The sequence below is a fragment of the Frateuria sp. GZRe14 genome (assembly GCF_051900395.1).
GTDB classification, from domain to species: Bacteria; Pseudomonadota; Gammaproteobacteria; order Xanthomonadales; family Rhodanobacteraceae; genus Frateuria_A; species Frateuria_A edaphi.
Map to the genome: position 1 here is coordinate 1,230,896 of NZ_JBHZGJ010000001.1, position 22,722 is coordinate 1,253,617.

The window sequence follows — 22,722 nt, forward strand, 5'->3', positions numbered from 1 at the left end:
TTGGCATCCCCACCCACCCTTGCTAAACTTCGCGGCTCTTGGGCGGTTAGCTCAGCGGTAGAGCACTACCTTGACATGGTAGGGGTCACAAGTTCGATCCTTGTACCGCCCACCAAGAGTTGAAACGAAAAAGGCCGGCGCATTGCGCCGGCCTTTTTTTTGCGTGTCATTTGCTTCCCTGCGATTCTGTGATCGCGGGCTCTAGCGCTGCGCCCCGACGATGCGAAGTAGCGCTGACCCGAGCTTCTGTGCGAAAAAATCACACGGAGCGGCGATCTTCTTGTTAGGATGAGCCAACCACGTGCCAGAGGCGTGAATTTATCACGTTATTTCTATGCTCATCTCGTTTTCCGTTGCCAACTTCAGATCCATCCGAGGCGAGGTCACCCTTTCTCTCGTTGCGGACAAGGCAACGACCGGCCACTCGAGCCACATCGTAAGGATTCCTTCTTCAAAAGAGGGAGTTTTAAAGACTGCGATAATTTATGGCGCGAACGGTGCTGGTAAATCCAATATCTTCAGGGCGTTGCAATATGCCAAATCAATTGCGATAGACGTAAAAAAAGCCAAGTCGAGAACTGGTCGTGAGCCTTTTCGTCTAGACGAAAGCCCCTCAGGCCCATCCGATTTTGATATCCGTTTTGTGGCTAGCGGAAGCCGCTACCGGTTCGGCTGCAAAGTGGACGATCATCGAGTACTTGAGGAATGGCTAGTAAAGGAAATTGGGGGGCGTGAAATTGTTTTGTATGAGCGTGCCACCGACAAATCAGGCGCCGTGCTTATAGAGGCGCGCGCGCTCCGCAAGGTGAGCGATAAGCTCGATGCCTTGATAACGGTTGGCGGGCCTGATAATCAGTCTTTCTTGGCGACCATTGGCGCGAACCTTCAGCCTGCCGATGTTGGTGACGATATTTTCGCTGTTATGAATTGGTTTACGCACGCGCTCAAGTTGATAGGGCCTGATGAGCCCGTTGCTCCGATTGCCCATTATCTTGAGGCGGACCCGTCATCTCTGGCTTTTGCTAGCGACTTTTTGAAAAATTCGTCCACGGGTGTTGATGGACTGCAGATAAAAAAGAGAGAAATAACAGAGCGGGACTTGCGTGCTCTACTCCCGTCGAAATTCGTCGACGATCTTTTAAATGAACTTGACGAAAGTGAGACCGGGCGCACTATTATTGGGTTGGATAACGAGGAGGAGATACTCGTAGAAAAATCCGACTCAAACCATTTTTATAGTTTTACAATCCAAGCGGAGCACTTCTGCAACAAAAAAAAGGCGACATTGTCGCTATCTGAAGAGTCGGATGGTACGCGCCGACTGCTGAACCTGCTGCCGGCTCTTCATAACAAAGAGAAGGCTGCGGTATTCTTCATCGACGAAATCGATAGAAGCATGCACCCGATGTTGATTTGGAAGTTCTTAGATTTCTTCCTAAAATCTTCCTCCGGGGCGGGAGGGCATCAGATCATTGTAACAACACACGAGTCTAATCTTTTAGACCTGGATTTGGTACGAAGAGATGAGGTGTGGTTTGCTGAAAAGGACAAATCCCTCGCCACGCAACTGTATTCGCTTGCTGACTTTAAGGTCCGGAAGGATCTAGGTATAAGGAAGCATTACCTTCAAGGACGTTTTGGGGGAGTTCCGTTTTTAGGTAACGTGGATCGCATGTTAGGGGAGGGGGCGCTCCAAAATGGCAATTGTGAGTCGAAAGCGTCGGCCCCTGCGCCGTGAGATTCAAACTTTTCGGGATGATCGTCTTTACATACTTGCATGCGACGATACCTACGCCCCTCAACAGTATTTTGGTTTTTTTAGTATTCCAAGGATACAAATCCACGTCGTTCCCACTGAGGACGGTACCTCTGCAGCGCGACATGTCCTTGATCGTCTAAAAAATGAGCCCTATGAGGAGGGCGACGAGAGGTGGCTTATACTAGATACCGATCACTGTGTGCAGGATAACCACGTCGGATCCTTCACTAACGCGTTGAAAGAAGCTAGAGAAGAAGGGGTGAGAGTGGCGTTAAGTCGACCTTGCTTTGAGCTATGGTTGCTTCTCCATCATCTAGATTCGGAGTTGGTTGTCGACCTAACCGATGCCGAGGCGGTCGAACAAGAATTAAGGAGGATTTTAGGTGGGTACAACAAGACTCGCCTGTGTTCGACGGACTTTCCTTTTAGCTCCGTGGCAGAAGCTTGCCGACGGGCGAGACTTCTGGATGAATCGACTGGCGGTGGAGAAATTCCCGCCGGACCCTCCAGCCGGGTTTACCAATTGTGGCAATCAATTTTTGAAAATGCGCTCCCTTCACAGCTGCCAATTGGGTTCGCCGGTTAGCTAGCTTCCGACCGCCAAAGGGGACGGGACCACAAAAGGGGACGGAGCGAAACCGGGGTAAGAGTGCACTTTTCCCTGGGTGGAACGAGGTCGGGCGCGCAGTGAACTGGCGGAAAGCAGCCAAGCTGCTTCGATTCGCAGGGAGCTAAGCCTCGCCAAGAAGCTCCACCAACCGCGACTCGCACGGCGAGAGCTCGTGGCCCCTGCGCTGTGAAACCACAAACGTGAGCGAACGGATGTGCCAGGCGCGGCGCTCGAGTTCGACGAGCGCTCCGCTGGCCATATCCTCGGCGACGAGGTGGCGTGGCAGGTGTCCCCAGCCGAGGCCGGCCTTGAGCAGGTCGCGTTTGGCGCCGAGGTCGTTGACCAGCCACTGGCGTTTGCCGGCAACGCCCTGCTGGGTCTTTTCGGCGCCGGGCTGGTTGTCCGTGACGATGATCTGGATGTGCCGGCCAAACTCGTCCACGGGGATGGGGCTGGGTGTCGAGGCGAGCGGATAGGACGGCGCGCATACCGTCACCATCTCCGCTTCGCGCAGCCAGTGGCGTTCGATGGCTTGCGGGTTCACCTCCGGCACGTTCTCGATGGTGACGGCCAGGGCGCACACTTTTTCCAGTACCAGGTTCTCGCCGCCCTGCATGGTCGTGATGCGCAGATTGATGGCGGCGGTCGGGAATTCCTCCTGCAGCGTGCGCAGGCAGCCGATCAGGTGGGTGCGCGGGAAGTAGGCATCGACTGCCACCGACACCTGAGGCACACCGGCCCTGGCGATCGCGCCGGCGCGGTTCTTCATTTCCTCCGTGCGCGAGATCACCGCCCGTGCGTCCTGCAGAAGGCTGCGCCCTGCCGCGGTGAGCTGCGCCTTGCGCGTGTTGCGCTCGAACAGCTCGACATCGAATGCACTTTCGAGCGCCTTGATCGCGTGGCTGATGGCCGACTGCGCCCGCGCGAGCTTGCGCGCCGCGCCCGAGAAGCTGCCCTGGTCGCACACCGCGACGAACGCACGCAACTGGTTGATGGTGACGTTGTCGAGCATGAGCTATCCAGAAAATAGATCGTATTGAGCGATGTTTCGTCAATTGTGTTGATGCGTCAAGCGACCCAGATTGGTTGGGCAACCGGTCCGCATGGGCCGGATCTCTCAACCGAAAAGGACCATCTCCATGAGCTACGCCATCATCGGTTTCGGCGCGATAGGCCAGGCCCTCGCCCGCGCTTTCGCCCGCAACAACATCGAAGTCACGGTCGCCAGTCGACGGCCGCCCGAAGCACTGTTGCCGCAGGCGCAGGCGATAGGACCCACGGTCATCCCCAGGACACTGCAGGAAGCCGTCAAGGCGGACGTGATCTTCCTGGCGGTGCTGTTCGAGGGGCATCGCGAGGTCGCCAAGGCGCTTCCGGATTGGCGTGGCAAAACGATCATCGACGCGATGAATACGAACGACCCCGTCGAAACCCTCGACGGTCTCCCGTCCTCCGCCTTCGCCGCCAAGGCGTTCCCCGGCGCCAGGTTCGTCAAGGGCTTCAATCACCTGTTGGCGCGCACCCTGGCCACGGACCCCCACGTCCAGGGCGGCCACCGGGTGGTGTTCCTGTCGAGCAACGACGAAGCGGCCACCGCGGACGTGGCGGACTTTGCCAAGCGACTCGGCTTCGCCCCCGTCAACCTCGGCAAGTTCGACGAAGGCGGCACGTTGGTGCAGGCGCGTGGCCGCGTCTGGGGCCCGCTGATTTTCCAGGATCTGTTCAAGCAGCAGCCGTGAGCGCCTACGGCCATCACGACAGGATCGCGATTAGCTCGCAACGCCCATCAACGGTTTCGGCGGCAGTAACCCCCCACCCAAGGATTCATGACATGAGCAAGTTGAAAGGAAAGACCGCCGTGATCACCGGCGGCGCCACCGGCATCGGCCGCGCGGCGGCAAAGCGCTTCATCGAGGAAGGCGCCTTCGTCTTCCTCTACGGCCGCCGGCAGGAAGCGCTCGACGCCGCCGTGGCCGAGCTCGGTCCCAACGCGCGCGCGGTGCAAGGCTCGGTCTCCGACCTGGCCGATCTCGATCGGCTTTACGCGGCGGTAAAGGCGGAGCGCGGCACCCTCGACATCGTGTTCGCCAACGCCGGGACGGGCAGCCTGCTTCCGCTGGGCGAGATCACCGGCGAGCACATCGACGAAACCTTCGACACCAATGTGAAGGGCACGATCTTCACGGTCCAGAAGGCGCTGCCGCTGATGGGCCCGGGCGGTTCGATCATCCTCACCGGATCGAGCGCGGGCACCACCGGCGCCCCGGCCTTCGGCGTCTACAGCGCCAGCAAAGCCGCCGTGCGCAACCTCGCGCGGACCTGGGCCGAGGACCTGAAAGGCACTGGCATCCGAGTCAACGTGTTGTCGCCCGGACCGACCGCGACCGAACTGGCGAAGGCCGCGATAGGCGAGGAAGGCATGAAGGTGTTCGCCTCGATGAATCCCCTGCAACGCATGGCCGAACCGGCGGAGATCGGTGCGGCGGCGGCCTTTCTCGCGTCGCAGGACAGCAGTTTCATGACCGCCAGCGAGCTCGCCGTTGACGGCGGCCTTGCGCAAATCTGACGCCCACGCCGGCCGGCTGCGCCATTCATTCGCGGCACCCGTAGTGCGGCAGGCGGCCAATCCGGCCACAAGGGGGAAGGCGGGCATCAAGTCACGGTGCGCAGACGAGCGCGGCCTTAACGGCGGCACGGCTTGCCAGGCGGTCAATCCTTTGCCACGCCGCAGTCAGTCGGTACCCGGCCGTGATGTGGTCTGCGTCACAGACGCAAGCGTGCGGGCGGGCGTATACCAGCGTGGCCCGATGTTTCTCACCTCACTCCCGCATCGGGCCCCTGGGCGCCCGGCGCCACACCGGGCGCCCATCCTTGTGGGCCGTGGCCATCCGTTGGCCTTCGATGAAAGCGCAGCCATGGTCTTTCTGGCCAACGGGCAGAAAGCGTGGGGCGATCAGGTATCCGTTGTTCCTTCGTGCGGCCTGGGTCGCGCCGCAGCGCTTTTATTTTCCGGCGGGCTTGGAATCAGGGCATCCGCGATTTGCGCAGGCGGCATCGCGGGCGCGTAGAACCATCCCTGTGCAAGGTCGCAGCCGATTTCTCCAAGCAGGGCGGCCTGGCGTTCGGTTTCCACGCCTTCGGCCACGACGGTCAGGTTCAGGGCGTGGGCCATGGCGACGATGGCGCCGATGACTTCGACGGCGGCCGGGTCTTCGGGCGCGCCTTCCAGGAAGCTCTTGTCGATCTTGACCACCGTGACGGGCAGGCGGCGCAGGTAGGCGAGCGAGGAATAGCCGGTACCGAAGTCGTCGATGGCGATGTGCACGCCGAGGGCCCGGATGGCCTCCAGCGTGGTGACGACCTCGGCTTCGGTACCCACCAGGGCGCTCTCGGTGATTTCCAGTTCGAGCAGGTCGCCGGGCAACTGCGCGCGTGCGAGTGCGGATTGCACCGCCGCGACGAGTCCCGGGCTGGCCAGTTGCCGGGCGGAAAGGTTGACGGCCATGCGCAGCGTCGATGCGCCCGCGGCGCGCCAGAGGGCCAACTGCTGGCACGCGGTCCCCAACACCCATTCGCCCAGTGCTTCGATAAGGCCGAGCTCTTCCGCGCATGGGATGAACTCGCACGGCGATACCAGCTCGCCGCCGCGACGCCATCGCAGCAAGGCCTCGACGCCCATGACCCTGCCGGAGCGCAGGCAGTGCTGCGGCTGGTAATGCAGTTCGAACTCGCCGCGCTGCAAGGCGTGGCGGATGGCGGTGCCCATCGTGACGAAGTGGCTTGCCTGCGCACTCTGGCTGGCGCGGTAGAAGCTGATGGCGTTGCGCCCGTTCTGCTTGGCGCGCGACATCGCCGTGTCCGCGTTCTTCAGCAGGGCCACGCCGGTTTCCCCGTCATCCGGGTACAGGCTCACGCCCACGCTTGCGCTGAGGAACACCTCCTCGCCACCGATGACCAGGCCGCGGGCAATCGCCTGTCGCGCCAGCTCGGCCAGGGCGGTGACCTGGACGACGTCGACCGAGCGCAAGGTCAATACGAAGTCGTCGCCGCCGAGCCGGGCCACGGTATCCCCGGGATCGGCAAGCGCCCTGAGCCGGTCGGCCACCTGCTTCAGCAGTTCGTCCGCGACCGGGTGGCCGAAGCGGTCGTTGATCCGCTTGAAGTTGTCCAGATCGATGAGGAGCACGGACAGCGCGATGCCCGGTTGGCCCAGGGCGTGGTTGATCCGGTCCAGCAGCAGGTGCCGGTTCGGAAGGCTGGTGAGCGGGTCGTACTGGGCGAGGAACCGGAGATCGCGCGTGCGTTTCCCGATCGCCCGCCGCAACGAGTACACCCACGCCAGCAGCAGGACACCGACCAGCGCCAGCGCCGATGCCGCAGCCTTGAAACGTTGCGCGTAACCGGTGAGGTCGACGCCTTGGCCCATCCATTTGTCGTGCAGCCGTTCGCGCTCCTGCGGGGTGATCCGCGCCATGCCCTGCTCGACCAGTGCGAGGGTGGCGGCATCGCCCTTGCGCACGCCCCGGCGGAAGCGGTCGCTGTAAAAGTCGAACGCCTTCACGAAATCCTCCTGCGCGTGCAGCCGGTAGAGGTAGTACTCGGCCGGCGAGCGATCCATGCAGAAGATGCGGATGTCGCCGCGGCGCGCGGCGTCGATGATGGCGCTGTAGCCGGTGTACTCCCGCAGGCTCGACACGCCCGCGCGGTGCAGCCGTTCGACGCACGCATCGCCGCGCTGGACGCCGACCACGAAGCCCCTCAGGCCGGAGGCGTCGGCGATGCCGGTCAGGTTGCGATCGGCATAGATGCCGGTCGTCACCGTGGCGAAGGGACGAGTGAAGTCCAGCGTCGCGGCGCGCTCGGGAGTGCGGAAGATCATGTCGATGACGTCGGCCTGGCCGGACCGCAGGCGCTGCTGGGCGTCGGCCCAGTTGGTGGCCGTCAGCTCGACCTTGATGCCGGTCTTGCTCTCCCAGAGCTTCCACTCGTCGACGGCGTAGCCCTGCGGCTTGCCATCGGGACCAATGAACAGATAGGGCGGGTAGTTGTTGTCGCCGACGACCCGTAGCGTCCTGCTGGCGGCAGCGGCGGCGAGCGGCAGGCAGAGCGCCAGCAGGCAGGCTGCAAACGTGGACAGTTTCGTCACGCTTTCCCCTCGTCCTTGATCCCGGGAACAGTTAACCCACGAATGGCCGCCGGTCAACAAGACGCTTTCAGGGTGGCGTGGTCAGGGATCGAAACGCGGGCAATGAAGGGATGACGGAATCAACCCTGGGCGCGCACGCGTGGATCAAGGTGCAAGGCCGAACAAGGCCTTTCCGCTCGCCATCTCGATCGGCACCGAAACATGCTCGTGCGACACCTGCCACCGACCGTCGATTTCGCGGAAGCAGGCAGTCCAGCGAAGCCGGCGCTCGGTGGTGCGGCCGTCCGCCAGCGTCCCACGCATCCAGTTGAGGCTATGGCTGGAGGCCAGCCCATCGCTTACCTCGATGGCGAGCTCATGGATCTCATAGGCGACCGGTCCCTGCAAGGAGGCGAACGTCGCGTCCCAGTGCCTCCTGAGCGCGTCGGCTCCCACGCATCGCAACGGTGGTGCGAGGTCGAACGATATGACCGTCGGCGCGAACAGCGACATGACGCCGTCGATATCTTTCGCGCGGAACGCCGCGGCGAAGTCATGGATCAGTTCGCGGATGCGAGCTTCGGCGATGGTCCGGTCCTCGTCGGGCATGGCGTGTGCGCCCTTGTCGTATGACTGGCGAGTTTTCCTGGCGGCGCGTGTATCGGGGGTCTAAGGAAGGAGCGGCCCAAGACCGATCGTTCTTGGCAGTTCGCCCGAGAGAAGCAGGCGAACGCGGCGTTGCGGTTCCACCTCGCTCGCTGCGACTGACGGGTATGGATAACCGGCCCCGCACTTCGCGGCGCGTCGCTCCTTCTACGGATGTGTGCCGCCTGCGCTGCCTTGTTCGATCTGCGCCGCGCCATAGTCGCCCTGCAGCCGTCCGGTGCGGGCGAAATCCGCGAGCATGCGGAAGTAGCCGTTGGGGAAGCGCGTAGAGACGCGTTCGCCGTTCTTGCCGGTCTCGAAGAGTGTCATCCCGTGTTCGGCATCCGGGTAGAGCGCCAGGGTGACCGGATGGCCGCGGGCGATGAGGCCGCGCAGCCGCCGTGAGGTTTCCGCGCTGGGGGCTTCGAGATCCTTGCCGCCGAGCACCCATAGCTGGGGCACGGTCACGGCGGCCAGGGTCGGCATGGGGTCGTAGTGGAAGGGCGTGCCGAAGCGCAGCGCGGCACCCTTGGTGGCCACGTCCTGGCGGTCCATCGACAGGATCATCCAGGTGTAGTTGCCATGCACATCCTTGTACCAGGGCTCGTGAAGGTACCTGGCGCGGATCGCGTCGAGCGCGTCGAAGCCTTCGCTGAAGCCGCTCGCGATCACCCGCTCCGCCGCCGCGCCGATGGCCTGGGCCTTGGCGATGATGTCCGGGCTGTAGCCCTTGAGTCGCATCTCCAGGGCGATTTCCTGCTGGTCCTCGTCGATGACGGACACCGCCAGGCCGAAGCTGACGATGGCGAAATCGACATGCTCGCGCCGCGCCGCGATCGGTACGACCCAGCCGCCCTGGCTGCCGCCCTGGTAGCCGATGCGGCCCAGGCGGGCGCCGGCGAGACGGCGCGCTTCGTGCATCGCGGCGACGGCGTCGTCGGCAAGCAGGCCGAAGTCCTGCGTGTAGGCGCCGCCCGAGTCGCCGGTCCCGCGCTTGTCGTAGACGAACGCGCCCACGCCCTGTGCCGGCAGCAGGCGTTGCAGTGCGTAGATGCGGCGCGCCGAGGCACGCTCGGCGCCATGCACCAGCACGACCACGGGCACACGTGCGCGGCCGGGCGGCAGCAGCAGCCGGCCAACCAGCCGGGTGCCGTGCGAGACGAAGCGGGTGTCGGTGACGCGCAGCGGGATGCGGTGTCCCGTCTGGTCCGCAAAGCGCAGGCCCTGGGAAGGGCAGGCGTCGAACTCCACGGTGATGCCGTCGGCACGGCCCGTCCAGCCGTAGCTGCTCTGCCAGCGTCCGGGGGCGACCTGCCTGAGCTCGCCGGTGCTGCCGTCCAGCTTGCACCAGCGAAGCGTGTCGCCATCGGATGGCGCGACGTCGACCACCTGGCCGTCGGCGAGGCGGTACACGCCCACTTCGCAGCGCTCGCCGGCGCGGGCGGCCAGCGGCGAGGCGACGATGACGAGGAACAGGGCGAGGACGATCAGGGGCCGCGGGAAGCCGCGTCGCGTCGGGTCGAGGATCATGGCGTGGGGGTTCGGCGGTCGTGTGGGTCTCCTCAGGGAGACCGCCTGGCGCTTCATGGTTGCGCGTGATCGGGGAGCACCAGGAAACCGAGACAGCCAGAGTCCACGTCCTGCCCGGAACATGGCCAGCGCGCTCCCGGAGTTCGCGCCGCCGCGCGTTATCAAGGACGTGGGGCGACGCCTACGGGACGTTCGAACGCCTCGTGGAGACAACGGGGCGGGTAGCTACGCGGCGCAATCCACGGTTTAGACTCGCCGAACGATCATCGTCCAAGGAGGAACTGCCATGCGTCCCAACCGTTACTGCCCGATCGTTGTCCTGGCGTTCGTGCTGGCTGCCTGCGGCCATGGCAATGCGCCAGCCGACGATGCCGCGAGCCCACAAGCGGAAGCGCAATCCGGATCGGCTCCGGCTCCGGCGAAGGCTGCCGCGGCCGACCCGTCATCGGTAGCCCAGGCCCGTATGACGCGCCCGCTGCAGGTGAGTGATCTGGACGCCTATGCCAAGGGCATGCAAAAGGAAATCGAATTGCGCCAGGCGTCGAGTGACAAGGCAGCCAAGGCCAAGGCCGACCATGACCAGGAAGCCGAGGTGGCCGCGCTGGCGGACCTTACCAGCGCCGAAGTCGACAACGCCGGCGCCCGGGCGGCGGGCCTGGACGCGGCTCGCTACGACTTCATCAAGCACGCCGTCGACAAGGTGCTCAGCGCGGTCTCGATGAGCAGCGCCATGGCCAAGATGGAGGGCGGGGCGCAGATGCAGCAGAAACTCGGCGATCCTTATGCCGGTTTGAATGCGGATGTCGCTGCGGCGCTGAAGTCGCGTGAAGCCGAACTCGGCAAACTGCGCGAGGACAACATGGCCATTCTGGTGAATGCCCAGAATCTTTGATGGCGGCCTGCGGGACGTGGATGGAACGTCCTTGCCATGGAGACCCCGGCACAAGGGCGCTTGGGGGCCCGGCGCCACACCGGGCGCCCAGCCTTGCGACACGGGTCCGAAAGCCAGGGCGCACTTTCGCCGCCATGCAACCTTTGATGGGAGCGTCACCGCATGATGCGGGTCGAGAGGCTTCGGAGACGGCAATGAAGCGAACCTGGACGATCATCGGTGTGGCCGACGTGGCGCGGAGTTTCCGTTGGTATCGGGCGCTGCTGGGGCAGCCTCCGGGTGACCCGGCGCATGACTACTTCGGGCAGATATGCGACGAAGACGGCACCGTCCTCCTGTGCCTGCACAAGTGGGGATCCCACGACCATCCGACGCTGCGCAGCGCGGAACTGGCCGAACCCGGGAATGGACTCCTGCTGTTCTTGCGCGTGGATGATTTCGACCGAGTGCTCTCCAACGCCAGGACGCTTGTCGATCAGATCGCTGGGGAGCCACGACTCAACCCCGCCACCGGAACCATGGAATTTGCCCTGCGCGATCTGGATGGCTACTACGTGATGGTCAGCGCGCTGATCTGAGGGGTACCGGGGCAAGCTGCTCGTGCGCGGGTGTGTGTACTTCGAAGCGCGGCAGGTCCTGTCAGGGCTGCAGGTTTTACGCGGGATGCGATGCGTCATCTGCCCCGCGTCCCGGCCGCCCAGCGCGTCAAGCGAGCGGCCGTTTCCGTCCGGTGTGTTTCCTGGCCCGCTGCGGTCGAGTTTCCGGCATGGTCAGCAGCACGGGCAGTACGGCCAGCGCGACGGCGGCGATCATCGCGCCGGGCGCGGCGTGCCAGCCGGTCCTGCGGACCAGCAGCTCGGCCAGGAAGGGCGTGAGGCCGCCGAACAGCGCGGTCGCGACCGTGACGCCGAGCGCCAGGCCGCTCAGGCGCCCTTCGCCGGGGAACTGCTCGGCGGTGGCAGGGGCGCCCACGGCGCTCACGCCGCCTGCCAGGCAGGCCAGGGTGATGGCGCCACCGGCAATGGCCAGTTCGCCGCCGCCGTGCATGAGCCCGAACAGGGCCAGCGGAAGCAGCATGCTCGCCACGGCGAACCCCGTCAGCACGGGCTTGCGCCCGATGTGGTCGGAAAGCGCCCCGGCGAACGGGGTGACCACGATGACCGCGACGGCGGCGAGGGTCGACATCCACAGCGAGCGGCTCTCGGCCAGGATGCCCGACGAAATCAGGAACGTCGGTACGTAGGTGATGCCCACGTAATAGGTGATCGAGCCCAGCGCCGAGATGGCGAACGTCCGCAGCAGGGCGGGTCGATGATGGGCGAGCGTGTGGCGCAGCGGTGCTTCGGGCAGGCTCTGCTGACGCATCTGTCGGAGGAAGTCGGGCGACTCCTCCATCGTGGAGCGGGCGAACCACACGCAACCGGCCAGCGCCGCGCCCACGAAGAAGGGAATGCGCCAGCCCCAGGCGTCCAGTTGCGCGGGACTCAGCAGGCCGACCGTCGCCGCGGAGACGGCCACCGCCAGTAGCGCACCGATCTCGCTGGCGGCGGACGCCAGCGAGGTGATCAAACCTCGACGGTCCGTCCGCGCGCCCTCCAGCAGGTAGGCGACCACGCCGGTGTACTCGCCGCCGACCGAGAACGCCATGAAACAGCGCAACAGCATCAGCACTGCGCCCGCAGCCGGGCCGATTGCCGTGTAGCCGGGCAACAGTGCCGTGGCGAGCATCGCAAGCGTCATCAGCATCATCGACAGCAGAAGCGTGCGTTGCCGGCCAAGCCGGTCGCCGACGTGCCCGAACACCATCGCGCCCAGGGGCCGCATCGCGTAGGCCACCGCGAAGCCACCGAGTGTTGCGAGCAGCGAGGATTCGCCACCACCGAAGAACACCCGCGACAGCACGGTGGCGAAGTACAGGTAGAGCGTGAAGTCGTACCACTCCACGACCGTCGACAGCGCTGCGATCACCATGGAGGCGCGCGAGACCTGGTGGACGCCGGGCTTGTAGGTGGGGGTCATGCGGGCTGGGGACCGGAAGCTTGCGGTGTTCCGATGGTAGCTGCGCTCCGCCGCGGATACCGGTTACGACGAATGTGCCAAATTGGAAGCCCGGCGGGATGCCGCTTTCCCATCCCGCAGCCTGCGCCCTGCCCGACCCTCACGGAGGTGTAGCCATGTTGTCACCCAGCACGATCGCCTTGACCGGCTTCATCACTTGGACCCTGTTGCTGCTCGTGCTCATGGAGATCGTCCGCACGCAACTGGTCCTGCGCGGCAAGGTGCCCGCCAACGGCTTCACGCCGGACAACGCGGGCTTGTCGCCCTTCATGCAACGCCTGGCCAGGGCGCATGCCAACTGCATCGAAAGCCTGCCGGTCTTTGGCGGCCTGCTGATCGTCGCCATCGCCACCGACCGCGCGTCCGTCACGGACCCGCTCGCCTATGTGCTGCTGGGCGCGCGACTGTTCCAGTCGAGCGTGCATCTGGCCTCGGTGAGCTCCAGGGCGGTGACCGTCCGCTTCGGTGCGTTTGCCGTACAGATGGCGATTGCGGCGTATTGGTCGCTGGAGCTGCTGGTTGCGAGGTGACGCGGAATATGGAAATTCGGGGAGCCACGCGTGGCCAAGCCTGGGTGGCTGATGGCGAACGCCGGCTCAGGACGATCCGGAAACCCGGCTCTCGCCACCCGTCGGGCCAGCGTAGCGCGCGACGAAGTCGCCGGCCGGCTCGGGGCGGCCCAAGTGGTAGCCCTGCGCGTAGTCACAGCCCATCGCGGTCAGTAGATCCTGCGTGGCCTGGTCTTCCACGCCTTCGGCGACCGTGGCCATGTCCATGTGGTGTGCCATCTGGATGATCGATTGCACGAGCTTGGCGGTGCGCGGATCGCAGGTGAGGTCGCACACCAGCGAGCGGTCGATTTTCAGCTCGGAGGCCGGGAAGCGACGCAGGTACGCGATGGATGCGTAGCCGGTGCCGAAGTCGTCGATGGCGATGCGCGCGCCGCGATCGCGCATGCGCCGCATCGCGTGCGCGATCGCGTCCAGGTCGTTCACCAGCGCCGTCTCGGTGATCTCCGCCACGACCACGCTGGGCGGCAGGCCCCAGATTTCCAGCAGGTCCATCAACTGTTCCACCAGGCCGGGCCTGGCGAACACCCGCGGCGAGAAATTGATGGCGAAGGTGAGCCCTGGCGCATCCCGCAGCATGGCGGCGTGGCGCAGCGTGGTGCCGATGCTCCAGCGGGTCAGCGCCTGGATCAGGTCGCTCCTCTCGGCGAATCCGACGAAACTGGCCGGCGAAACCAGGCCTTGCCGCGGGCTGGTCCAGCGCGCCAGCGATTCCACGCCGGCGATGGTGTTCCGCTGCAGGTTCCACACCGGTTGGAAATAGGCGCTCAGCCGATTGGCTTCGATCGCCTCGCGCAACTCCTCGTAGACGATTTCGTCGTGCGTTTCGCAGGGTTCGTGCAGCAGGCACGACTCGCCGCGCGCATGCGCAGCGGCCAACGCCATGTCCGCGCGGCGGCACAACAGGTCCGGCGTGTCGGCGTGGTCGGGGTGGAGCGCCACGCCCATTTCCGGACGGCCCTGCAACGGGCAGGGCAGATCGTGCAGCGGCCGTTCGAAGGCCTGCAGCAATCGCATGGCGGCCAGCAGCACGTGGTTGTGGCTGTGCAGCCCGGGGAGCACGACGGCGAAGCGGTCGTCACCGGCGGAGAACACGCGGTCGATCGGGCGCAGCGCGGCGCAGATCCGTTCCCGCGCCCGCAAGTGCGCTTGCTCGCCGATCGCGTAGCCGAAACGCAGGCTTGCCTCGCGCAGGCCTTCCACGCGCAGCATCATGACCGCCAGGTGGCCTGCGCTGGCGGCCGACCGCGTCAACTGTCCTTCGATGGCCTCGAAGATGTCAGCGCGGTTGAGCATCGCGCACCGGACTCATGCGGCCAGGAACAGGTCGGAGGTGTCGATCGGGCAATCGCCGGGCGCCAGGCTGCGCACGATGCTGATCGCGCCGGAGGCCTCGTGGTTCATCAGGTCGATCACCTGGAAATCGTTGACGCGCTGCTTGAGGGGCGTGCTCAGCAGCACCACGCGCGGACGAAGCCGGCGCGCCTGGTTCTGCGCCATGACCACGGCAATTTCGCCGGTGCTCAGTTCCACCAGCGACCCGGTGGGATAGACGCCCATGCAGACCTGGAACTGCTCGACCAATTCGTCCTGGAACAGCTGGTCGCGCTCGGCATAGATGCGGCGCAGCGCAGCGTGGCGCGAGACGGCCGCGCGGAAGGGGCGCGGGCTGACCATCGCGTCATAAGTATCCACGATGCCCAGCATGCGGCCGGGCAGCGGGATCTGCGAACCCATCAGGCGTTCCGGGTAGCCGCTGCCGTCGTAGCGTTCGTGGTGGTGGCGCACGATGTCGAGCACGTCCGGGTCGACGATGCGCGAGTTGGCCAGGATGGCCGTACCTTCGTGCACGTGCGAGCGCACCGTGTCCATCTCGCCCGGCGCCAGCGGCCCGGGATGTTCCAGCAGCTCGCGCGGCAGGCGGGTCTTGCCGACGTCCATCAACAGGCCGCCGGCGGCCATGCTGATGATGGTCTCCTCGGCGAAGCCCATGTGCCTGCCGAACGCGGCAGCCAGTGCGCTGCAGCTGATGGCGTGGCGGTAGCTGTAGCTGTCGTGGCCGCGGAGGCCTTCGACCCAGAAGAATGCATCGACGTTGCGCAGCACGCTGGCGACGAGCGGCCGCACGGCCTTTTCCACATGCTCGGCGGACAGCTCGCGGCCGGACGTCACGTCCTCGAAAATCCGGTCGAGCATCGCCGTGGCGTTGTCCCATGCCCCGTGCGCGTGCGGCAGCTCGGTGTCCATCGGCACGGCGCTGGCATAACGGGTCGACGCGTCGAAGCGCTGGGTCGATACCTGCGCGCGGGTGATCACCGACGCTTGCGGTGGCGGATCGGCCACCAGTCGCCGGGCGTCGATGTAGACGTGCTCGCAGTACGCGCTCAACGCCTGGATGCTCTCCGTGCTGGTCAGGGCGAGCCCTTGCAGCGGAAACGGGGTTTCCTCCCATGGCCGGTCGAGACGGCACACGTACATGCCGACCTGCAGGTCGGCCACGTCCATGCAGCGTTCCTCCAGCTCATAGGTCATGGGGCACACCGTGCGTGGCTGGCGTTGGGCATGATTCAAGAACTGCGGCAAGCATCGTGATCGGCCGGATCGAGGGCCGGGTCGTAATTTCTGGATCGGCGCTGTCACCCGTTTCTTTAGGGTCTGGCCGGAGCGGAAGTGCCTGATCTCATAGGGGATGCGACGAGACGGCGGGAAGCATCGAGCTGATCGCCACTCACCCGCCTCACAAAAGATGCAGAGACGGCCCCGGTCGCCGGATAGAGTTCCTTTCCCACCTCCGAACCCGGATTCCCATGCCGCTGTCGCGCCGGGAGAAGCTATGGATCGCAGTGACTGGCCTGACGGCATGCCTCGTGGGCGCGGTTGCGGCCTGTCTCGCGTTGCAGCCTGAACTGGAGGCCCAGTTCCACGGCGGCGTGCTGGACGAGGATCGGGTCTGGGTGTTCTGGCACAACGTCCGGGTGGCCGCGACCGGTTTTGTCATCGCTGGGCCGGCGGCGTTTACCGCGCTCGGCCTGTTGCCCATCCTTTTGCGCCGCCTCCTGTACCGCGCGCGCTGATCGCCGGAATCCGGGCTGCACTTTTCGCTCGGCAACGCGCCTGCGGGCGGCTTATCGCGCAAGCACCACGTGGGTGGCCAGTTCGGTGGCGACGTGCTCGGTCACCTTGAAGCCGAGGGCAGGCAGATCGAGACCGGCGAAGATGGCCTCGCCTTGTCCGAGCACGACCGGCGCGATCGCGAAATGCATCTGGTCGATGAGACCGGCCTCGAGGTACTGGCGGACGGTGCTCACGCCTCCGCCGATCTTTATGTCCTTGTCGCCCGCGGCCGCTTTCGCCTGGTCGAGCGCGTCCCGGATGCCGCCGGTGACGAAGTGGAAGGTGGTGCCGCCTTCCATGGTGATCGGGTCGCGTGGATGGTGGGTGAGCACGTAGGTGGGAGCGTGGTAGGGCGGGTTGTCGCCCCACCAGCCCTTCCACGCCTCGTCGGGCCACGGACCGCGAATGGGGCCGAACATGTTGCGGCCGAGGATGAAGGCGCCGAAGCCCGCCATCGACCGCCCGGCGTAAGCTTCGTCCGTGCCCTCCGATCCGCCGGATGCGCCTTGCATGGCCCGGAAGGTGCGGGTGCCGAAAAACCACTCGAACATGTCCGGGCCACGTTTGCCCAATGGGTTCTGCAGGCTCTGCTCGATGCCTGCACCGAAGCCGTCGATCGAAATGGAAAAGCCCGCGACGCGCACCTTGCCCATGGCATGCCTCCGTGATGAAGCCCCAGCTTACCCCGGCGAACGCCGCGACAGCCGGGGTCTGTCGACGTATCGGCGAAGCGGCGCTCCATTCGACCTGCGACGGCGGATACCGCCCATCGCGCGGGTTGTGGCCCGGTAACATGGCGAGCCTCGCACCTACGGTCTTTCCCATGCGCCTTAATCCCGCCGCCCGCCTGTTCGCTGCAACCGTGCTTTGCCTTGCCGTCGCGTTGCCTTCGGCGGCGCGCGAACACGCCGGCCCGACCATCGGGCAGCAGCGCGAGGGGGTGCTGTTCTGGAGCCAGGCGCAGCGCGAGGCGCGTTTCCCGCGGATGTACGAGATGTTTCCGAGCGACCGCGCCGCGCACGGCTCACACGTCCACGCCTTGCCGCAAGGGCGGCCGCTGTCCGCGGCCGGGAAGAAGACGGCCGCGTGGCTTGCCGATTACATGGAGCGCTACCACATCGCCGGCGTGATGGTGCTGCAGGACGGGCAGGTGCGCCTGCAACGGTATGCGAAAGGCTTCGGGCCGCAGCAACGCTGGACCTCGTTCTCGGTGGCGAAGTCGGTCACCTCGACCCTGCTCGGCATCGCCCTGCAGCAAGGTGACATCCACAGCATGGACGACACGCTGGGCACCTACATCCCGGAGCTGCGCCGCACCGCCTATGCCGACGTGACGGTGCAGCAGCTGCTGACCATGACCTCCGGCGTGCGCTGGAACGAGGATTACGCCGACGCCGGGTCGGACGTGGCGCAGATGTACCTCGGCGCCTGCGTCGACGGACAGGCGCACGTGCTCTCGTACCTGGCGAAGCTGCCGCGGCAATGGCCGGCCGGCACGCACTGGAACTACAACACCGCCGAAACCGACCTGCTCGGCATCCTGGTGCAGCGGGCCACGCACCGGTCGCTGGCCGCCTATCTTGCGCAGACGATCTGGCAGCCCTACGGCATGGCCGACGATGCGTACTGGATCAAGGACGAGTGCGATGGCAGCGATACCGGCGGCAGCGGCCTGTCGGCTACGTTGGCCGATTACGCGCGGCTGGGACAGTTCATGCTCGGCGGCGGCCGCATCGAGGGCAAACCGGTGATCGCCAGCGCATGGCTGGAGGGCGCCGTGCGCCAGCAGGCCGGCGTCGACGAACCGGATCGCGGTTACGGCTATCTCTGGTGGACGGACGCCGACGGCAGCTATGCGGCGATCGGCATCTTCGGCCAGATGGTCTATGTCGACCCCGCGCGCAAGCTGGTGATCGCCCAGGTCGGCGCGTGGCCGCAAGCCACCAGCAAGGCCCTGGTGGCTGCGCGTCGCGCGTTTGTCGCCGCGATCAAGCACGCCGTGGATGGCGAGCAGGCACGCGCCGTACCGTGAATGCCGCAGTCCGCATCGGCGCCCTGGTGCCGCTGAGCCGACCCGGCTGGATCGAGGCGGGGCGCCATGTGCTGGCCGGGCTCGAATTGGCCGTCCATGAGGTCAATGCCGCTGGCGGGATCGGCGGCCGGCCGCTCGAACTGCTCGTGCGGGATACGGCTGCCGATCCACAGCGCGCCGCCGCGGCCGTGGATGAGCTGGCCGGCTTGGGCGTGATGCGCTGGCAGGGGAGTACCACAGCGTCGCCGCGCGGGCCGCCGCTGCCCGGGCCGATGCCCTCGGCCTGCCGTTCGTCTGCTCGTCGGCGGTGCTCGATGCGCTCACCGACCAGGCGACCGACTGGGTCGCACGCCTCGCTCCGCCGCAGTCGCGCGGCTGGCAGGTCTACGCCGATTTCCTGCTGGCGGCGGGACATCGCCGCATCGCCGTGGCTGCCGAGCCGAGTGTCTACTGGGCCGCGGGCTCCCGCATCCTGCGTGACCATCTTGCGCCGCATGGCGCGACGGTGATCGATCTGGATGCGCGCACGCTCGCGCCAGCTGCCGTCGCCGATGCCGTGGTGGAACAGCGTGCGACAGCCGTGCTGCTCTTGACCGGGATCCCCGAGCCGGCCGTGTCGATCGTCAGGGCCGTTCGAGGCGATCCGCGCCTCGCCGGCGTCATGCTGGGCGCGCCGGCCGGGCAACCGGAATTCTCCTCATGGGCGCAGTGGCTGGGAGACGAGGGCAGCGCGATCCCGTTCCTGCGCTATCTGCCCGAGCGGCTCGGCCCGCTGGGTGCGCGCGTCGGGCGTCTTCTTCGCGAGCGGTTGGGCGAAACGCCTTCGTTCGTTGCGTTCGAAGGCTATGACACCATCGTCGTCCTGGCCGCCGTGCTGGGTGCTCGCGGCGCCGGCAAACGCCGGATCGTCGAGTCCTGGCCACGCGTCGCCGTCGAAGGTACCCGCGGCCCGATCCGGTTTTCGCGCACGCCGGGCATCAGCGTCTGGCAATGGGCGGAAGCACCCATCCAGGTGGTCGAGCGGGATCCGTCCGCGCCGGATCGCTTCCGGGTCCTCCATGCCGGCATGTCGGGCCCTTGACGCAGGCACACGCGTTCGTCGGTACCGATGTCAACCAGTTCTTCCACCGGAAACCGGCGCGGCCGACCGGGTTGCACAAGTCAGGCCGGGTCGGCGCGCTCGTGGAGCATCCGGCTGGCGAATGTGGCGATGCGCCGGGCTTCGATCCCGATCTCGCGCAACTGGCCGGTGGGGGAGGGAATCTGCCCGCAGTAGAAAAGTCCGGGAACGCCGGTCGGCATGCCGGTGATGCGCGGGCTGCCCTGGTTATCGAGCGTGTCCGTCGCCTGCGGCAGAAGGCGACTCAGGTCGGCGCGGAAGCCCGTCGCGAGGATCACGGCCTCGAACGGCACGGTGCGACCCTCGCCGTGCGGGTCCACGAAGGCCACGCCTTCGCGGGTGAAATGCCCGATGCCGCCGCGCACATGGATGGCGCCCTGGCGGATCCTGTCGAGCGTGCCGACATCCAGCAACGGTACGCGATGGTCTTCGGCGATCATCCGGCGTGGCCCCTTGCGCGCGATGGTCAGGCCCAGGCCGCGTGTCGGGCCGATGGCCAGGCGGATCGCCGGCGCGTTGATCGCGTCGGCCAGTCGCGGCGGCAGCCATGCCTGGCCGATCGCCCAGGTGAGGATCGGCAGACCGAGCAGGTCGCGCGGCAGGATACGCACGGGACCGCGCACCGCGAGCGTGACGTCGATGCCGGCATCGGCGAGATCCAGTGCGATCTCGCCGCCGGAATTGCCGAAGCCGACCACCAGCACGCGCTGGCCGCGATACGGTTCCGGGCGGCGGTACTCGCTGCTGTGGATCACGCTGCCGCGGTAGTCGTCCTGGCCAGGCCAGGTCGGCCGATGCGGAGCGTCGGCCCAGCCGGTGGCGACGACCACCTGGGGCGCGGCGCAACGGCCGCGCGTGGTGTCGGCATGCCACAGCCCGGCCTCGCGACGAAGCATCCGCACTTCGCAACCGAACGTGGGCGCCAGCCGGAAGTGCGCCGCGTAGTTTTCCAGGTAGGCGATCACCTGGTCCCGCGACGGGTAGCGGGGATACCCGCGCGGCATCGGCAGGCCGGGCAAGGACGAGTGCCCGCGATCGGTGTGCAGGTGCAGGCGGTCGTAGTGCCGCCGCCAGACCGGTCCCACCGTGTCCGACTTCTCCAGCAACGAGGCGCGCAAGCCTCGCTCGCCCAGTTGCGCGGCACAGGCGAGCCCGGCCGGGCCGGCGCCGATGACGATGACGTCCGCGTCGCTCATCGAACTCTCCAGCGATGACGCGCTGAAGCGTACGCCCGAACGTTACCGGGACGAACGCCGTGGCAGGCCGGAGAAACGCGAGGCGCCCTTTCCGGGTGCCTCGCAAACGATCAGTGCGTCCAGCCCAGACTGTCGGGCGAGCCATCGGGATGGGCTCGCCAGCGTACGTGGTTCTGCCCGTTGGGGCAGCCGACGCCCCTGTCTTCGGTCGCCACCGCCCCGTCGAGCGTGGTCAGGGCCGACTGATAGCAACTACCCGGGCTGTCGTTGAAGAGGTACTGCGCCTGGCTCTGCCAGTTGCTGTCCTGCTGCGTCTGAAGGTCGCGGGTGCGGCTGGAGATGAAGCTTTCACGCACACGGCTGGTGTAGGGAGCGAAACCGTTGCGGAGGTGGGTCGTGTCGAGGTTCCAGTGCTGCTCGACGCTGGCGCTTTCGTTCGTCGGTATGGTTTCGGGCGCGTCGTTATCCACGACGTGGCCGTCGGCGTTCCACAGCACCTCGAGCGGGTAGGACGCGGTCAGCGTGTTGTCGTCCAGCACCGTTCCGGCGCGCGTGCGCGTGCTGTGCTGCTGCGTCTGGCTTTCCAGCCACAGGTGCTGCCGGTAATGACGGTAGTCCGGATACTGCAGCCCGTCGAAGTAGAACGCCTGCCGGTTGAGGAAATGGCTCGTCTGGTGGACGCTCAGGTCGACCCGGCCGCGCGAGGTGTTCATGTAGCCCTCGATCGTGTAGTCGCGGTCCAGGCTCGTCGAGACGGTGGCCGTCCCGGTGTCGTCGGTCGTGCTGATCGTGTCGTCGATCAGCGGGTGCTGCTGGGTATCGAGGGTGTTGCGCGTCACGAAGCCGCTGACCAGCGTGGTGCCCTTGTCGAGGTAGACGAACAGGGTGGCGTCGGCCGTTCGGCTCAGTTCGATGCGGTGCGTGCCTGCCTCGTCGAGCCGCGGCGAGAACGGGGTCAGGTCCAGGCGATAGGGGATGTGGTTGAGCATCTGCGGCGGCTGCGCCGGTGCGTTGACGGTATGCGGGAAGTAGATGCTGAAAGCTCCGGTCAGCATGGGAAACACCGGGACGACTCCGGCGGGCGTGCCATCCAGCCGGACCAGCATTTCCGCGAAACTGCCGCCACCACAACCATTGTGTGCCGGCGAGGCAATGCCGTACTTCAGCTCGGCGCCCATCGCCAGCGCGGAGATGAACGGGAGGCCCGAGTTCTGCACCTCCTGGTCGGTGGCGCAGGTGAACCACCACGGCTGCTGGTTGTAGACGTCCAGATAGGCGCGGTCGATGTTGCGCGGAAGCGGGGGAAGCGCAGCCGGCGGCGGCAGGATGCGATACAGCGCATCGGGCGTTTTCGGCGCGGGATGCGAGGAGGAGGCTCGATAGAAGAGCAGTTGCGCGCCCAGGCTGACCTCGTCCGGGATATACGCCTCGCTGGACCAGATGTCCTGGTCCGGCGCGACGATCATCTGGCCGTTGTGCGCCTCCTCCAGCAGCGCGGTGAAGTCCGTCAAATCACGCTCGACTTCCCAGGTGGAGGTCGCGGCCGACTTGGGCAGCGTTGCTTCGTAGATCGTGAAACCGCCGAGGCGCAAGTCCGTCTTGGTCGAACCCCAGGCGCCTTTTTCCGTGACGTTCACTTTCAGCACCACCTTCGCCCACGGCCCGCTGCAGCCCGGGGGTGGCATGTAGGTGTAGTGGGAAGAGGTGGTCTCGTCCTGGATCAGGTTCACGACACACGGTTGGCCCGCCGGAACGGGCACGCGAGGGGCGACGGTGACCGGACCTGTCGAACCGACCTGCTGGGGGGTGAGGGTCGAGCTTGCCTGGGAGGCGAGCGCGGCGGTCAAGGGAACCAGCAGCGCGGCGGCGACCAGGCCACGAGAGACGGGCAGGAATTTCATGATGAATGCTCCCTGACCCCCTGAGGCGCGGGATGTTATGCGGGCGTTTGTCACGGGTGCGCATAACAGCGCCCTGCTCGCTTTGCGAAAGTTCCTGCGGGCCTTGGCACGGCGACTTCTGCACGATCACCGCGTTCCCGACGGCGATTCGCGGTGGCGTGCAAGGCCCGG

Annotated in this window: 20 protein-coding genes, 1 tRNA gene and 1 pseudogene; 12 read left to right on the forward strand and 10 right to left on the reverse strand. The window is 65.9% G+C overall.

The features are described from left to right. The first annotated feature begins 40 nt into the window (after window positions 1-40). The 3 genes from ACFWZ1_RS05620 to ACFWZ1_RS05630 all read left to right on the forward strand — a co-directional run bounded on the left by ACFWZ1_RS05620 (window position 41) and on the right by ACFWZ1_RS05630 (window position 2,345). Window positions 41-115: transfer RNA gene (locus tag ACFWZ1_RS05620), tRNA-Val, on the forward strand. A 219-nt stretch (window positions 116-334) separates the two neighbouring features. Then, window positions 335-1,738, forward strand: a complete 1,404-nt coding sequence (locus ACFWZ1_RS05625; protein WP_439665706.1) for an AAA family ATPase — start codon at window positions 335-337, stop codon at window positions 1,736-1,738. Then, window positions 1,698-2,345 (forward strand): RloB family protein, encoded by a 648-nt coding sequence (locus tag ACFWZ1_RS05630; RefSeq protein ID WP_439665707.1) that lies wholly within the window; start codon window positions 1,698-1,700, stop codon window positions 2,343-2,345. Before ACFWZ1_RS05625 ends, ACFWZ1_RS05630 begins: the two co-directional genes overlap by 41 nt. Before the next feature lie 145 nt (window positions 2,346-2,490). Here the strand turns inward: ACFWZ1_RS05630 and ACFWZ1_RS05635 are convergent, their stop codons facing one another. Continuing rightward, window positions 2,491-3,381, reverse strand: coding sequence for a LysR family transcriptional regulator (locus ACFWZ1_RS05635; RefSeq protein ID WP_439665708.1), 891 nt, complete (start codon window positions 3,379-3,381; stop codon window positions 2,491-2,493). A 127-nt stretch (window positions 3,382-3,508) separates the two neighbouring features. On the opposite strand from ACFWZ1_RS05635, the gene ACFWZ1_RS05640 reads away from it, so the two are divergent. Then, window positions 3,509-4,108 carry an NADPH-dependent F420 reductase gene (locus tag ACFWZ1_RS05640; protein WP_439665709.1) on the forward strand — a complete coding sequence of 200 codons (600 nt, stop codon included), beginning with the start codon at window positions 3,509-3,511 and terminating at the stop codon, window positions 4,106-4,108. 92 nt (window positions 4,109-4,200) lie between these two features. Next, the gene (locus ACFWZ1_RS05645) at window positions 4,201-4,935 is read left to right on the forward strand and encodes an SDR family NAD(P)-dependent oxidoreductase (protein WP_439666873.1); all 735 of its coding nucleotides are present in this window, start codon (window positions 4,201-4,203) and stop codon (window positions 4,933-4,935) included. A gap of 387 nt (window positions 4,936-5,322) precedes the next feature. On the opposite strand, the gene ACFWZ1_RS05650 is transcribed toward ACFWZ1_RS05645, so the two are convergent. From ACFWZ1_RS05650 to ACFWZ1_RS05660, 3 genes are all read right to left on the reverse strand, one after another. After that, window positions 5,323-7,515, reverse strand: coding sequence for an EAL domain-containing protein (locus ACFWZ1_RS05650; protein ID WP_439665710.1), 2,193 nt, complete (start codon window positions 7,513-7,515; stop codon window positions 5,323-5,325). A gap of 144 nt (window positions 7,516-7,659) precedes the next feature. Next, a complete protein-coding gene (locus tag ACFWZ1_RS05655; RefSeq protein ID WP_439665711.1) occupies window positions 7,660-8,103 on the reverse strand; it encodes a YybH family protein in 444 nt (147 codons plus the stop codon). 204 nt (window positions 8,104-8,307) lie between these two features. Beyond that, complete coding sequence (locus ACFWZ1_RS05660) at window positions 8,308-9,669, reverse strand: alpha/beta hydrolase family protein (protein WP_439665712.1); 1,362 nt, start codon at window positions 9,667-9,669, stop codon at window positions 8,308-8,310. Window positions 9,670-9,955: 286 nt separating this feature from the next. Between ACFWZ1_RS05660 and ACFWZ1_RS05665 the strand changes: the two genes are divergently transcribed. Both ACFWZ1_RS05665 and ACFWZ1_RS05670 read left to right on the forward strand, forming a co-directional pair. Further along, window positions 9,956-10,561 (forward strand): hypothetical protein, encoded by a 606-nt coding sequence (locus tag ACFWZ1_RS05665; RefSeq protein ID WP_439665713.1) that lies wholly within the window; start codon window positions 9,956-9,958, stop codon window positions 10,559-10,561. 194 nt (window positions 10,562-10,755) lie between these two features. Further along, a complete protein-coding gene (locus tag ACFWZ1_RS05670; RefSeq protein ID WP_439665714.1) occupies window positions 10,756-11,139 on the forward strand; it encodes a VOC family protein in 384 nt (127 codons plus the stop codon). Window positions 11,140-11,266: 127 nt separating this feature from the next. Here the strand turns inward: ACFWZ1_RS05670 and ACFWZ1_RS05675 are convergent, their stop codons facing one another. Further along, the gene (locus ACFWZ1_RS05675; RefSeq protein WP_439665715.1) at window positions 11,267-12,580 is read right to left on the reverse strand and encodes an MFS transporter; all 1,314 of its coding nucleotides are present in this window, start codon (window positions 12,578-12,580) and stop codon (window positions 11,267-11,269) included. A 155-nt stretch (window positions 12,581-12,735) separates the two neighbouring features. On the opposite strand from ACFWZ1_RS05675, the gene ACFWZ1_RS05680 reads away from it, so the two are divergent. Next, the gene (locus ACFWZ1_RS05680; protein ID WP_439665716.1) at window positions 12,736-13,149 is read left to right on the forward strand and encodes an MAPEG family protein; all 414 of its coding nucleotides are present in this window, start codon (window positions 12,736-12,738) and stop codon (window positions 13,147-13,149) included. Between the two features lie 66 nt (window positions 13,150-13,215). Here ACFWZ1_RS05680 and ACFWZ1_RS05685 read toward each other — a convergent pair whose 3' ends face one another. Continuing rightward, entirely contained in the window at window positions 13,216-14,484 is a 1,269-nt protein-coding gene (locus ACFWZ1_RS05685; protein ID WP_439665717.1) for a putative bifunctional diguanylate cyclase/phosphodiesterase, read from the reverse strand. A 12-nt stretch (window positions 14,485-14,496) separates the two neighbouring features. After that, window positions 14,497-15,720 (reverse strand): HD-GYP domain-containing protein, encoded by a 1,224-nt coding sequence (locus ACFWZ1_RS05690; protein WP_439665718.1) that lies wholly within the window; start codon window positions 15,718-15,720, stop codon window positions 14,497-14,499. A 275-nt stretch (window positions 15,721-15,995) separates the two neighbouring features. Between ACFWZ1_RS05690 and ACFWZ1_RS05695 the strand changes: the two genes are divergently transcribed. Next, the gene (locus ACFWZ1_RS05695; protein WP_439665719.1) at window positions 15,996-16,262 is read left to right on the forward strand and encodes a hypothetical protein; all 267 of its coding nucleotides are present in this window, start codon (window positions 15,996-15,998) and stop codon (window positions 16,260-16,262) included. Between the two features lie 51 nt (window positions 16,263-16,313). On the opposite strand, the gene ACFWZ1_RS05700 is transcribed toward ACFWZ1_RS05695, so the two are convergent. Then, window positions 16,314-16,955, reverse strand: coding sequence for a dihydrofolate reductase family protein (locus ACFWZ1_RS05700; protein ID WP_439665720.1), 642 nt, complete (start codon window positions 16,953-16,955; stop codon window positions 16,314-16,316). Between the two features lie 170 nt (window positions 16,956-17,125). Between ACFWZ1_RS05700 and ACFWZ1_RS05705 the strand changes: the two genes are divergently transcribed. From ACFWZ1_RS05705 to ACFWZ1_RS05715, 3 genes and pseudogenes are all read left to right on the forward strand, one after another. Then, a complete protein-coding gene (locus tag ACFWZ1_RS05705) occupies window positions 17,126-18,334 on the forward strand; it encodes a serine hydrolase domain-containing protein (RefSeq protein WP_439665721.1) in 1,209 nt (402 codons plus the stop codon). Further along, window positions 18,331-18,525: pseudogene (locus ACFWZ1_RS05710) on the forward strand (ABC transporter substrate-binding protein); the annotation flags it as partial. The gene ACFWZ1_RS05705 and the pseudogene ACFWZ1_RS05710, both read left to right, overlap by 4 nt. Before the next feature lie 116 nt (window positions 18,526-18,641). Beyond that, window positions 18,642-19,415 carry an ABC transporter substrate-binding protein gene (locus ACFWZ1_RS05715; RefSeq protein WP_439666908.1) on the forward strand — a complete coding sequence of 258 codons (774 nt, stop codon included), beginning with the start codon at window positions 18,642-18,644 and terminating at the stop codon, window positions 19,413-19,415. 80 nt (window positions 19,416-19,495) lie between these two features. Here the strand turns inward: ACFWZ1_RS05715 and ACFWZ1_RS05720 are convergent, their stop codons facing one another. Together ACFWZ1_RS05720 and ACFWZ1_RS05725 are read right to left on the reverse strand one after the other, a co-directional pair. Further along, window positions 19,496-20,650 carry a flavin-containing monooxygenase gene (locus ACFWZ1_RS05720; protein WP_439665722.1) on the reverse strand — a complete coding sequence of 385 codons (1,155 nt, stop codon included), beginning with the start codon at window positions 20,648-20,650 and terminating at the stop codon, window positions 19,496-19,498. A gap of 110 nt (window positions 20,651-20,760) precedes the next feature. Further along, window positions 20,761-22,551, reverse strand: coding sequence for a hypothetical protein (locus tag ACFWZ1_RS05725; RefSeq protein ID WP_439665723.1), 1,791 nt, complete (start codon window positions 22,549-22,551; stop codon window positions 20,761-20,763). Window positions 22,552-22,722: the final 171 nt, after the last annotated feature.